14 protein-coding genes are annotated in these 12951 nt (G+C 38.5%); 6 read left to right on the top strand and 8 right to left on the bottom strand.

From position 1 onward, the window contains the following. Positions 1–5: 5 nt before the first annotated feature. The 4 genes from MHI04_RS08425 to MHI04_RS08410 all read right to left on the bottom strand — a co-directional run bounded on the left by MHI04_RS08425 (position 6) and on the right by MHI04_RS08410 (position 2799). Positions 6–536, bottom strand: coding sequence for a DUF2812 domain-containing protein (locus MHI04_RS08425; RefSeq protein WP_342535512.1), 531 nt, complete (start codon positions 534–536; stop codon positions 6–8). 76 nt (positions 537–612) lie between these two features. After that, positions 613–1149: a DUF2812 domain-containing protein gene (locus MHI04_RS08420; protein ID WP_058844712.1), complete on the bottom strand. Its 537-nt coding sequence runs from the start codon at positions 1147–1149 to the stop codon at positions 613–615. A 1-nt stretch (position 1150) separates the two neighbouring features. Next, positions 1151–1465 carry a helix-turn-helix transcriptional regulator gene (locus tag MHI04_RS08415; protein ID WP_036129164.1) on the bottom strand — a complete coding sequence of 105 codons (315 nt, stop codon included), beginning with the start codon at positions 1463–1465 and terminating at the stop codon, positions 1151–1153. Between the two features lie 752 nt (positions 1466–2217). After that, on the bottom strand, positions 2218–2799 hold the full coding sequence (locus MHI04_RS08410) for a TetR/AcrR family transcriptional regulator (RefSeq protein WP_036129161.1): 582 nt from the start codon (positions 2797–2799) through the stop codon (positions 2218–2220). Between the two features lie 153 nt (positions 2800–2952). On the opposite strand from MHI04_RS08410, the gene MHI04_RS08405 reads away from it, so the two are divergent. Beyond that, positions 2953–3711: an SDR family oxidoreductase gene (locus tag MHI04_RS08405; protein WP_058844711.1), complete on the top strand. Its 759-nt coding sequence runs from the start codon at positions 2953–2955 to the stop codon at positions 3709–3711. Positions 3712–3761: 50 nt separating this feature from the next. On the opposite strand, the gene brnQ is transcribed toward MHI04_RS08405, so the two are convergent. Both brnQ and MHI04_RS08395 read right to left on the bottom strand, forming a co-directional pair. After that, positions 3762–5102: a branched-chain amino acid transport system II carrier protein gene (brnQ, locus tag MHI04_RS08400; protein ID WP_058844710.1), complete on the bottom strand. Its 1341-nt coding sequence runs from the start codon at positions 5100–5102 to the stop codon at positions 3762–3764. 185 nt (positions 5103–5287) lie between these two features. Further along, the gene (locus MHI04_RS08395) at positions 5288–6040 is read right to left on the bottom strand and encodes an alpha/beta fold hydrolase (RefSeq protein ID WP_036129148.1); all 753 of its coding nucleotides are present in this window, start codon (positions 6038–6040) and stop codon (positions 5288–5290) included. Between the two features lie 283 nt (positions 6041–6323). On the opposite strand from MHI04_RS08395, the gene MHI04_RS08390 reads away from it, so the two are divergent. Both MHI04_RS08390 and MHI04_RS08385 read left to right on the top strand, forming a co-directional pair. Continuing rightward, positions 6324–7205: a LysR family transcriptional regulator gene (locus MHI04_RS08390; RefSeq protein WP_089932495.1), complete on the top strand. Its 882-nt coding sequence runs from the start codon at positions 6324–6326 to the stop codon at positions 7203–7205. A gap of 215 nt (positions 7206–7420) precedes the next feature. Beyond that, entirely contained in the window at positions 7421–7957 is a 537-nt protein-coding gene (locus MHI04_RS08385) for a DUF5412 family protein (RefSeq protein ID WP_342535511.1), read from the top strand. Between the two features lie 132 nt (positions 7958–8089). On the opposite strand, the gene MHI04_RS08380 is transcribed toward MHI04_RS08385, so the two are convergent. Together MHI04_RS08380 and MHI04_RS08375 are read right to left on the bottom strand one after the other, a co-directional pair. Next, the gene (locus MHI04_RS08380) at positions 8090–8881 is read right to left on the bottom strand and encodes a DUF1835 domain-containing protein (protein WP_058844708.1); all 792 of its coding nucleotides are present in this window, start codon (positions 8879–8881) and stop codon (positions 8090–8092) included. 11 nt (positions 8882–8892) lie between these two features. Then, positions 8893–9516 carry a LysE family translocator gene (locus MHI04_RS08375; RefSeq protein WP_249646018.1) on the bottom strand — a complete coding sequence of 208 codons (624 nt, stop codon included), beginning with the start codon at positions 9514–9516 and terminating at the stop codon, positions 8893–8895. A 215-nt stretch (positions 9517–9731) separates the two neighbouring features. Here MHI04_RS08375 and MHI04_RS08370 point away from each other — a divergent pair, with 215 nt between their 5' ends. From MHI04_RS08370 to MHI04_RS08360, 3 genes are all read left to right on the top strand, one after another. Continuing rightward, complete coding sequence (locus tag MHI04_RS08370) at positions 9732–10115, top strand: hypothetical protein (protein ID WP_036126554.1); 384 nt, start codon at positions 9732–9734, stop codon at positions 10113–10115. Positions 10116–10581: 466 nt separating this feature from the next. Further along, the gene (gene proB, locus MHI04_RS08365; RefSeq protein ID WP_340833954.1) at positions 10582–11700 is read left to right on the top strand and encodes a glutamate 5-kinase; all 1119 of its coding nucleotides are present in this window, start codon (positions 10582–10584) and stop codon (positions 11698–11700) included. Continuing rightward, on the top strand, positions 11690–12940 hold the full coding sequence (locus tag MHI04_RS08360; protein WP_058844705.1) for a glutamate-5-semialdehyde dehydrogenase: 1251 nt from the start codon (positions 11690–11692) through the stop codon (positions 12938–12940). Before proB ends, MHI04_RS08360 begins: the two co-directional genes overlap by 11 nt. The last annotated feature ends 11 nt before the right edge of the window (positions 12941–12951 follow it).

The following is a 12951-nucleotide window of genomic DNA, read 5'->3' as shown; positions in this document are numbered from 1 at the left end:
CCTCCTTATCCTTCAAATATATGTAAGTCTTGTTTTAAGCCCTTTTTGCGGTTTTCATTTTTCACAATAGGAATGACCAGCAGTAAGGCTACGATCAAGCTCATGCATCCTACACTAGTATTCACTAGTCCTGCAGCAGATTCCCATAAACCTAGCGCTATATTATAAATACCAGTCATTAAATTTAACAGTAACACGAGTATAAAAAAGCGATTCATTGATTTTATATAGTTAAATTTGGAAGTGGTATCTGTAAATATTTCAAAGGGTCCCTCTGATTTTAGTTTTCGATAATAGGCCCATCCACCAAATTTGGACACACACTCAATATTCATCGCGTCTAGAAACTCAAAATAATCCTTTGATTTTCTATTCACAAATTCATTTCGATAAATATATAGTTCTGGTGTGCCTTTTTCAAATACAAAGTAACCTGCCACTGCTTTTTTTAAATTCCACCCCCGATCCGCCATATCATTGACCCATCGTTCTTCCTTTTCGTAATCCATAAAAAAACGATACATCCTTTTTTTCATCTAATATCACCTCTACTATGAAGTCATGCTTAAATTTTCATTATTTTCTGATTTCCCGGAAAATAATGCTCGCTTGTTAATCTGAAAATACATTTAATTCTCTCTTTAATCGATTACGTACACGCATAAGCTTATAGAGTGGGAGAGAGAATAATACGACAACAACTAGATTCAACGTATTCAATGTGAAACCAACCCAGTCAGTCGTTTGCTCCGAAAAATCGCCCATTAAACCGATGATACCAATGAACAAATTTAGTAGAATAAGGGAAAATAACAGTGTCATCTTTTTTGACAAGTTGCCAATTTTGGTTTTTTTATCTGTATAGAGCTCAAATGGACCTTCCTGTGCTACTTTTCTAAAAAACACAAAATTGCCAGAGCGATCAACCTGTTCAATGCCAGAGGATTGAAGAAATTCCAGGTAGTCCTCTTCATAGTGACTGCCAAATCGCTCCAATTCATCGTGGCGATAAATATAGCGACCTGGTTCTCCTCGTTCAAACGTAAACCGAATCCATGTGAATTTTTTTAAATGCCAACCCTGACAAGCCATGTCATTAACCCACTTCTCTATTGCATAGGGATTAATCATCAAGCGATATTTATGCATATTATTCAACTCCTTTCGTTATACGGATACCATTGTCAAAAAGTTCCCTTAATCTCAAAATTTCATATTCAATGACCGTTTTTCCAGTAGCGGTAATGATATATTCTTTCTTTCGCCCATCTTCATCAAGCGCCTCTATCCAGCCTCGTTCTAGCAATGTTTTAATCGCACCATAAATGGTACCTGCGCCTAAACGCACTCGCCCATTGCTCATTTCCTCCACTAATTGCATAATGCCATAGCCATGCCTAGCCTCGTATAATGCTAATAAAATATAATAAACGCCCTCTGTTAATGGCGGATGTTCCTGTGTCATCTAAATCCCCCCTTATATCGCCCATCAATATATCGTCAGTCGATATAATTAAAATATATCAGCAGTCGATATAGTTGTCAATGCTCTTCCATTATGTTGCAAATAAAAATATACTTCGTTAGCATGTAAGTAATTACTTGCACGAAAGGAACTGCACAACGAATTATCGAAGCTGCTCTACAATTGATAAGTGAAAAGGGCTATACAGCTCATCATCCTTGTGACAATCGTTGTCGCTCTGAAACCTGCTCCAATTCCATAATTCAAATAAGCGATGGGCTACGTTGCTAGTAGCCCATCGCTTTATCACTTTGAAAGAGATAAGCTATCCTTCGTTTTGAGCGGAGTATCCTCTGCTTTTCCGGTCATCCTACACTTCTCTCTCTATCCTTCATTTTTAGCATTCTATCCACCACTTTTAACAGGCTATCCTTCGCTTTTAGCGTTCTATCCACCGCTTTTCTTTTCCTATCCTACACTTTCAGCAGGCTATCCTTCGCTTTTCTCCCTATCCTTCACTTCGAGCGTTCTATCCACCGCTTTTCCTTTCCTATCCTCCACTTTCAACAGGCTATCCATCTCTTTTCGGGTTCTATCCTTCGCTTCTCTCCCTATCCTTCACTTCTAGCATTCTATCCACCGCTTTTCCTTTCCTATCCTCCACTTTCAACAGGCTATCCACCGCTTTTCGGGTTCTATCCTTCACTTCTCTCTCTATCCCTCACTTCACGCGTTTTATCCACCGCTTCTCCCTACCCTTCACTCCGGACATTTTTTAAAATCGAAGCTAGTTGCTGGTTTAGAACTGTTACACTGTCGCTAAAATCTCCGCGATACCATTGGATGATGAGTCCGATGATGGCGTTTGCTTGATAGGCACTATAATAGTCGATCGAAATATGGTCCGCTATTTGATGCTCATGGTGTGTAGTAATGTCTCGCTTTAACAGTGAATAAATCCCATCAAATAGCATGTAATAGTAGGTCAACGGGACATTTTTAGAAAATACGATACGATAAAACATTTTAAAGCGTTCAATATGATGAAAAATCCGAATGGTTGTTGGATCGAGTTGATGGGTGTCCAAGGTTGGGACGGCACGGTAGGGTTCTTCATAGGATTGATATAAATCCTCCATAATTTCCTGAAAGTATTCTTCAAAGAGCCCCTCTTTTTGCTCGTAATGTAAATAGAATGTTCCTCGATTAATCTTCGCCTCTCTACAAATTTCTGCAATCGATATTTGCTCCAATGGCTTTTGACTGAGCAAGGTCAATAAGGCGTTGTGCAGGGCTTGTTTCGTTTTAATAATCCGTAAATCGGTTGTACGCAATTTTTTCAGCTCCTTATTCAACAGTTTTTCCAAAAGTGTTGAATACTCAACACATCATGATAATTTGCATATTGAAATCGCTTTCATATTTATTATATGATTTTAATGAACAGATGTTCAATAACTATCGACATACATGAGGAGGTCTTTGAGATGAGATTAGAAGGTAAAGTAGCCATTGTGACAGGTGCAGCTTCAGGCATGGGGAAAGCCATTGCTGAAGGATATGCAAAAGAGGGCGCTAAGGTTGTCGTTTCAGACTTAAATTTAGAGGGTGCCCAAGCAGTTGTGGACGGTATTCAAGCAGCTGGGGGTACAGCATTTGCCATTCAAACAAATGTCGCATCAACAGAAGACTTACAACGTTTATTTGACGAAACGAACACGAACTATGGTCAATTAGATATTTTAGTGAACAATGCGGGCATTATGGATGGGATGGAGCCAGTTGGTGAAATTTCTGATGAACGTTGGGATCGAGTATTTGCCGTGAATACTACAGCCGTTATGCGCTCTATGCGTATGGCTACAGAAATTTTCCTTGCGCAAGGGCACGGTGTCTTTGTGAATAATATTTCTGCTGGTGGCTTATACGGGGCACGCGCAGGGGCAGCCTATACAGCTTCGAAGCATGCCGTTGTCGGTTTAACAAAAAATACAGCGTTTATGTATGCTGATAAAAATATTCGTTGTAATGGGATTGCACCAGGAGCAGTTATGACTAATATCGCCTCTTCTATGACTAGTATGAGTGAAGCGGGTGCTGCACGCCAATCACTTGGACTATCGATTAATCCTCGTGCTGGTCAACCAGAAGAAATCGCACAATTAGCTATTTTTCTTGGTTCAGACGAAGCAAGCTTTGTGAATGGACAAGTGATTGCGGTGGATGGTGGCTGGACAGCTTATTAATCCATAAAAAAACCACGCACAGTGAATTATGTCTGTGCGTGGTTATTCATTTATATGACTTTTCTAGACGGGAACAAGCTCCCAATCACTGCTCCTACAAGAGCTGGTAGTATCCAACCTAATCCGATGTCATAAAAAGGAAGGATCGTTGAATACAGCTTCTCCACCGCATCCAAAACGCCTAAGTTCGCTCCTGGCACACTTTCCACCAAGGCTTTATAGCCATCAATTAAACTAATGAAAAATGTAAAAATCATCGCAATGGCATAAACTGTTTGCTTATTCTTAAAGAAAGATGAGCAAAGAGCAAGCAAGATTAAGACAATGGCTAGTGGATATAAGAACATTAAAACAGGGATCGCAAATTGGATGATATTGTTTAAGCCAAAGTTTGCAATCGTAAAGGACACAAGACAAAGTAAAAACACAAACCATTTATAGCTGATTTTTGGAAACACTTCGTGGAAAAATTCACTACAGGACGTAATTAACCCTATACTTGTCTTTAAACAAGCGAGGACAATAATAAGCGCCAATAAAATGGCCCCAAAAGAGCCAAAATAGTGATCTGCTACTGCGGCAAAAATTAAACCACCATTGTCAAAAGTACCAACAGCATCAATACTAGAAGCTCCCATATACGTAATTAAGCCGTAAATAAGTGTCATTAAAGCCATCGCAAAAATACCCGATGTCCATGTAGCCTTGGCTATTTCCTTGCGATCTGTAATTCCTGCACTTTTAATAGCATTGATAACAACAATCCCGAATGCCAGCGATGCTAGGGCATCCATCGTATTATAGCCCTCTTTAAAGCCCGTCATAAAAGCAGCATCCAAATAATCACCGACTGGCTGCTGGAAATCACCCATTGGTTTGATGATGCTTGTGATAATTATAATAAATAAGACGACTAAAAAAGCAGGCGTTAAATATTTACCGATGTAATCCATAATTTTTGCTGGATTTAAAGAGAAATAATAGACAACGGCAAAAAATACAAAGCTAAATACTGCTAGTAGCAGCGTTGCATGTTGTGGTTGAATGTATGGCTCAAAGCCTACAACAAATGGTACGGTTGCTGTACGTGGAATGGCAAAAAACGGACCGATTGTTAAATACAGTGCCAATGAAAAAACAATGCCAAATATAGGATGAACACGGTTCGCTAAATCACGTAAACCATTACTACCTGATAAACCAATCGCTAAAATTCCGAGGAATGGTAGCCCGATGGCAGTAACTAAAAATCCGATTAACCCAAACCAAAAATTAGTTCCAGCAAATTGGCCCATTTGAATAGGAAAAATGAGGTTCCCTGCTCCAAAATACAGTCCAAATAACATTGTTCCGATGACTGCATAGGTTGAAAAAGGTATTTTTTGTTGCATAATTGATGTGCTCCTTAGAAGTTTTAGACCATAGCAAATTATTTTAATCGAATGATTTTTCACTATAATTTCATCATGTTATCAAGCATTTATTATAATTACAATAGTTTTTTCGTTTATCTAGATGAATGCTACAAAGTTCAGTTGATTGAACAAAAAAAGAGCTGCCTGCTGACAGCCCCTCCTTAGTTTGCAACTGACCATTCAATATGATCTAAAAATTTATAAACATCTTCATACACTTTATCACGTTCTTTATCTAATGTAATAATGTGGCCAGAATTTTCATACCAAATGATTTCTTTGTCGTCTGTTTCTACTGTATTTAAAATGAAAGGTGCGCTTTCTTGGTATAGGTCATCATCTAGTGAACCTTGTAACACAAGTGTTGGTGCTTTGATCGTTGATAATTCCTCACGAGTTTCAGTTGTTAAACGTGTTACGCCATCCAAAGAATCCTTTGGTGTAATGCGTAATTCATGTAATTCTGAAATAATTTGATCTTTTGATTTATTTTCAAAGTGTTTATATAAACGAGCATAATGGTACAAACGTGTAAATAAGCCTTTTGAATTATCACGTGTAATTGGTGCACACATCGCTACACACGCTTTCACTGGAAACGTCTCTGCTACTTTTAATGAGAAGACGCCACCAAGTGAAATCCCAACAACAGCGATTTCTTCATAGCCATTCTCTTGGAGGAAGTTATAACCTTCCACTACATCGTTCCACCAGTCCTCTGGTTTTGTTTCTAATAATGCTTCTGGTTCTACACCATGCCCACTATAAATTGGTGCATGAACGGTATAACCTCGTTGAGATAAAAATTCTCCTAGTTTTTTCACATCTTTTGTGCTACCTGTGAATCCATGCAGTAATAGTACGGCTTTTTTGCCTCCCTCAATAGTTAGAGGTTGTGGCTTAGTTAACTTCATTTTATGATATCCCCTTCACGGAAATTTATAATTGTGTATTTTATGTGTCTATCTTACCACCCTTTATTCATAATGTATAATTTATAGTTTTTATCAAATCAATGTGTACCATGCATGAATGATGTCAACTTAACCGCTGTGCTATCACACTTTTGCTACTTAACTTTTCCATTCTGCTAATAAAATGCAACGTCCTTTTAAAAATAATTTGCAACCTATACTTCCACTCTGTTTCCCGTTATAATGCAGATAACTTAAAAATAACGAGAAAAGAGGTGAAAAAATGGAGTGGCAACAATTAGAATATTTTGTAACCGTGGCAAAGTTAGAGCATATGACACGAGCTGCTGAAGCATTAGCGATTTCACAACCAGCACTTAGTCGTTCTATTTCAAAGCTGGAAGAAGAATTAGGTGTACCGCTTTTCGACAGACAAGGGCGCTCAATTATGCTTAACCGATATGGTGAACTGTTTTTATATCGTGTACTGCGAATGCGCAAAGAATATGAAAAGGCTGTTTTAGAATTACAAGAGCTTAATAATCCAGAGCTCGGCGATGTATCTCTCGGTTTTTTACATACGCTTGGAACGAGTATCGTACCGGACTTGATTCGTGCTTTTCGTCAGAAACACCCCCATATCCGTTTTCATTTCACGCAAAACTACTCTCACTCACAATTAAAACAATTGTTGGCTGGTGAATTAGACCTTTGCTTATTGGCAGCCATTGATACAGAGCCGCCAGTATGTTGGAAGGAATTATGGCGAGATGAGCTTTTTATTATGGTACCCATTGATCATCCGCTTGCCCATCGTAAAAGCATTAAAATGAAAGAGCTGGAGCATGAAAACTTTGTGCTCATGAAAAAGGGCTATGCACTGCGCCGCTCTGCTGATCGATTGTTAAATGCTGCTGGCATAAAGCCTAAAATTTCTTATGAAGGGGACGAAGTATCGACCATTGCTGGTTTTGTAGGTGCGGGGCTGGGCGTTTCCTTACTTCCAGATGATGAGGATTTAAATCCGAAGAAAATCGTTAAAATCCATGTTGAGGATATGGTATGTGAACGAATTATCGGCATGGCTTGGATTGACAATCGCTATCTTCCCCCCTCTGCACGCCAATTTAAACAGTTTGTCTTCGATTTTTATGAAAAAAAATAGAAAAAGAGCGAGTAACAACATCACCTCGGTGTCAATGTTACTCGCTTTATTTTGATTTTTAGTTTGAACATAAAGGTTTTTAACGATAACTGTAGAAAAACATGTTAAATTTCTAATTACCACTATACAGTCTATTAACCTGTTCATCATACTAAGGAGGTAATAATTTGAATTTATACCTTAACACGATTGGCTTCTTTGTATTTTAATTTACATTGCTATTATTTTTCATTTTTGTTAGCAAATTAATCATTTTCTTTTTTAAGCGGAATCATTTCCCTAAAAAAACATTAACAGCATTTGTGGCGGGTTTAGTCCTGTTTTTTGGCCTATTTATATCTATCCAATACTTTTTTACATTTAGAACTATAGATAAAAAACTGATACAAAAAGGACCCGAATCTGTATCATCCCCTTCTGGAAAATACACAGCGAACGCTTATTATGAACCCTATGGTGGTGCAGGTCCAAGTAGTGGTGTCAATGTATGGGTAGAAATTTCAAATAACGAGAATCATACAATCAAAACCATCTATTATGCAGCTGCAAAAAGTCAATTTTCAATGGAATGGCTAGACGAGGTTAAATTATCTATTGTTAATCATGAGTCTAAGTATACAAATTCAAATAGAAGTATAGAATTAAATGTGGATAAAGAGATTTATCACGAAAATGGTTTGGCTTGTAAAAGTTTGTTAATGAAAGATGAATATGTAACGTGCTATCAACATGAAAGCACTTCGTATAACTAGATAGAGACTTAAATATCCTGTTATGCATAGAACAACTGCTTCATGAATTTGAAGCAATAGAAAAGATCAGGCTTTGCGCTCCTGATCTTTTTTATTGCTCGTTCATTTAGTTGTGTTGTTATTTTCCATATCCTAACGTACTTTAACCTGATATGAAAAGATGTCCGTTATATCACCTTGAATCTCAAACAATCCTTGCTCGACGAGGGTCCTTAAGCGATACTCTACAAATTCATCCCCGACATAATGATCAATTGCCCCAAATGTTTGAGCCAAAATATGTGTAGGCATCAGCCATTCTTCCTTGTACTGGATCTGCAACTCTTTTGCACTAGCCATAATGAGTGCATCCAGCGCATCTTCCTCTACATGCACTAGCTCATTTTTCCACAATCGCAACGTACTTGGCTGTTTTTTGATATCTTCCCATTCCTTCGCGAGTTGTTGGCATGCTTGGACAGAAAATCGTTTGGCCTCAGGACGAAGCTTCATGAGCATATTGGAGGAAAGCTCCCCTGTATGACGAATACTCATATTAGGCTGCAATCGTTTCAAACCCTCAGTTGTATCAATTCCATAAACCATACTACATTTATGAATCAACTCACTCATCACACAGCGCAGGCCAATTTGTTCGTGTGTGTTTTGACTATACCAAATCCATACATCCAAATCACAAGGTAAACTTGCGATTTTTTTCATCCAGTTCTCATACATATCATCATACAATTGCTGATCTTCATTATCCTTAAAAATATGAGTGTTTAACCAAGTTTTACGTTCTTCTAAATGTTGAAGTGGTCCAATTGAGAAATCATCATGGACACTTAAAACCGTTTCATTACGCTGCAAATGATGCTGACGAATTGCAAACTTCAGGGAGCCCTGCGTTGCTAAGCTAAAGGTAATATGTAAAATAGCCATGACCATTCCTCCTACTGTTTGCTGATGGCAATTTGTATCCCGATAAATGTGAAGAGGATACCTTGAATCATATTTAATCGCTTGGCAATTGCAGGTTGACCAATAATGAGTTTTCTGACTTTCCCTGCAAATATACTAAATAACGAAAATAATACGAGTGCTTGCACTAAAAATACTATACCCAAAATAAGCATTTGAAACGCAACATGTCCCTGTGCGGGATTCACAAACTGTGGTAATAACGCTAAGAAAAATAATGATACTTTTGGATTTAAAATATTCATTAAAATTCCTTTTTTATATAATGTAATATAAGCTTGTGTATTTTGCTGCTGTAAGGTAAATGGATCTCCCTTGGCTCGAAATGATTGCCAAGCTAAATATAATAGATAGGCTGCTCCAGCAAATTTGACAATTGAAAAAATGATTGTGGATTGATAAATAATCGCAGATATACCAAGTACTGCTGCACTAATATGGACAAGGAGCCCTGTACATAGACCAAGGGATGTAGCAATACCAGCCTTTTTATCTTGTGTAATGCTTTGGGCAAGTACAAATAAATTATCTGGCCCTGGCATAATGGTTAAAATAATAGCAGCCCCTAAAAACGCGAATAACGTTGAAATTTCCAAAACTTTCCCTTCTTTCAACTTCTTTTAAAAAACTATTTACATTATACTACATGACGTTGTACTCATTAGCTGTAAGTTTATGACTTTATCAAAAACTTTTCACAAATTTTCATTTCACAAATTCTGCTCGTTCATGCGATACTTTTCTCCCCTAATCCATTATAATAGTAGAAACTCATGAAAAAATAGATAACTTCCATAAGAGGTGATTGTTAATGGCAGTAAGTGATATTGTTACGCAGTATGAGGATGAGCATGGACAGATTTACTATAAAATGAAATCACATGACATTGACGTCAAGGCCGCACAAAACGCAGGTCTCGCTCCAGTGATCACCTATTGGATGGGCGATCAAGAGATTACGGACTCCATTCGAAATTTACGCTTTAGTCCACGTCCCCCCTCCAGCTATATTCAAGATTACGAAGAATTTCAAGCAATGCTTTATTCGAAAGAGCAACGTGCCATTAACCAGCTTTATGAACAAATGAGTATTAAACCAAGAAATATGTCAACAGGTAAACAAGTTATTTGGAGTTTTTTTGTCATTGTTTTAGCTATGCTTCCCCTGTTCATTGCCATTTGGTGGTTTAAATAATCGAATAGGTTGCCTCTTTAGCATTTTTGAATCTCTCCTTCTTAATTTATCAAAACTTTCAAGTAATTTCACTATTCAGCTTGACAGACTTTAGGAAGTAGTGCATTCTTTAGTCAATAGTTACCAACTCCATGATGAGAAAACGAACGGAGACTAGTAGTTAGCCACTGCTTGAAAAGAGAGCAATGCCCATCGGCTGTAAGGCATTGTACAAGGAAGACTGATGAACCTACTTCGTAAAACGTCCTGGCCAAACTAGGCGCAGTCTCTAGCGTTATGAGAAAAGTGGAATGTCGCATGATGTTCAATGTAGGTGGTACCACGGAAGGCAAGTCTTTTCGTCCTAATTTTTAGGATGAAAAGGCTTTTTTTATCTTGATTCAGCAAAATTTTGGTGTCAAAGATGAAACGTCATTGCTCTATTTAACAAAGCAATGACGAACATAAGACAATTGGAGGTAGTGTGATGGAGAGAAAAAGGATTGTTGTGAAGATTGGCAGTAGCTCTTTAACAAATGCAAAAGGCGAAATCGATAAAGTTCGTTTAATGGATCATGTGCAGGCAATCGCCGAATTAAAGAGGCAGGGTCATGAAGTTTTGCTTGTATCATCGGGTGCAGTAGCCGCTGGTTTTAAACAACTTGGCTACCCTGCTCGTCCTGTAACGGTAAAAGGAAAACAGGCCGCGGCAGCTGTTGGACAGAGCTTACTGATCCAAACATACAGTGCCTTATTTAGCATTTACGATATAACGCCTGCTCAAATTTTACTGACACGCACAGATTTTTCTAAAAAAGAATGCTATAAAAATGCCTATGCTACTTTCGAGGAATTATTAGAACGTTCCATGCTACCAATTATTAATGAAAACGATACAGTATCTATTAGTGAATTGACATTTGGGGATAATGATATGCTGTCCGCACTTGTAAGTGGTCTTGTCCATGCAGATCAGCTCATCATTTTAACAGACATCAATGGCTTATATAATGCCAATCCTGCTAAAAATCCGCAGGCGGAACGTATTGATCGGTTAACAGCTATTACCGATGACATGTTAAGCTTTGCTGATGGTACAGGTTCAAAGGTTGGCACGGGTGGCATGGCATCTAAGCTATTGGCAGCCCGAACAGCGCTACGTGCAGGTGTGAAAGTATTTATCGGAACAGGTCAAGGTGCACATAAACTACTTGCTATTTTAGCAGGCCATGGGGATGGCACCTATGTCGAGCATGATGAACTTGCGATTTTAACAAATCATAAACAGTGGATTGCACTTACGGAAGTTTCTGGTAAAATTTTTATAGATAGTGGTGCTGAAAAGGCGTTAATGGACAATGGCAAAAGCTTATTACCCGCTGGCGTATATCGTGTAGAAGGTGATTTTGACAATGGGGATGTTGTAGAAGTTTATAGTGAACAAGGTTTATTAGGACGTGGCGAAGTACTGTACTCTTCCCTAGAGCTAACTGTAGCAATGGGAAAACGGACGGATACATTGTCGAAATGCCCTATTGAGGTGATACACAGAGATAAATGGCTGAAAATTCAAACGAATGAGGGAGGAATGACGAATGACAAGTGAAATTCAAGGAAAAGGACAACGGGCAAAGGCTGCCAGCTACATATTAAATATTAAAACGACCTGCGAAAAGAATGAGGCGCTAACAAAAATTGCAGAACAGTTAATCATTGACCAGCATACTATTATGGCTGAAAATGCCAAAGATCTAGCACTGGGTGAGAAACAGAGCTTGCCTGCTTCTACACTAGATCGAATGATGCTCAATGAAGAACGAATAGTGGCAATGGCCGATGCCATTCATTTACTTGTCTCCCTACAAGATCCAGTAGGCACAGTTATTGAGCAGATTGATAAAGAGAATGGCTTACACATCGAAAAGCGGATTGTACCGCTTGGGGTCATTGGTATGATTTATGAGGCACGCCCAAATGTCACAGTAGATGCAGCGACTCTCTCTCTGAAAACGGGCAATGCCGTCATTTTACGTGGCAGCTCCTCAGCTAAATTTTCAAATACCGCCCTAGTGGCAAGTATCCACCGTGCACTTGCTAAAACATCTATTCCTATAGAAGCTGTGCAATTAATTGAGGATACAAGTCGTGAAACGGTGAAAGAATTATTTCATTTAAAAGAGTACTTAGATGTATTAATTCCTCGTGGCGGCAAAGCGCTTATTGATTTAGTTGTGAAGGAAGCAACTGTCCCTGTACTTGAAACAGGTGCGGGCAACTGTCACATTTACGTGGATCAAATGGCGGATTACATAAAAGCAGAAAAAATTTGCCTGAATGCTAAAACGCAGCGCCCTTCTGTTTGCAATGCAGCAGAAAGCTTACTCATTCATCCTATTTGGTTTAAGTCTCATGGTATGCAACTGTTAACAGCACTACATGACGCAGGTGTGACCATCATCGGTGATGAACAAGTATGTCAGCTATTTGAGGCTGCTCTTCCAGCTACGGAGGAAGACTATGCGATGGAATATCTTAATTTAACAATAAGTGTTAAATTGGTGGAAAATGTCTATGAAGCAATTGAGCATATTCATCGCTTTGGCACACATCATTCTGAAGCGATCATTACAGAAGATCAATTGGTCGCAGAAACATTTTTAAATAATGTCGATGCAGCGGCTGTTTATCATAATGCCTCTACCCGCTTCACGGATGGCTTTGAATTTGGCTATGGTGCAGAAATTGGCATTAGTACGCAAAAACTACATGCTCGTGGGCCAATGGGCTTGCCAGCGTTAACCTCAACTAAATATTTCATATATGGCAACGGCCAAATTCGTGAATAAAAGGAAGCCGC

The organism is Lysinibacillus sp. FSL K6-1151, from assembly GCF_038630755.1.
Classification (GTDB): Bacteria; Bacillota; Bacilli; order Bacillales_A; family Planococcaceae; genus Lysinibacillus; species Lysinibacillus fusiformis_D.
This window is presented reverse-complemented; position numbering and strand designations above follow the sequence as displayed.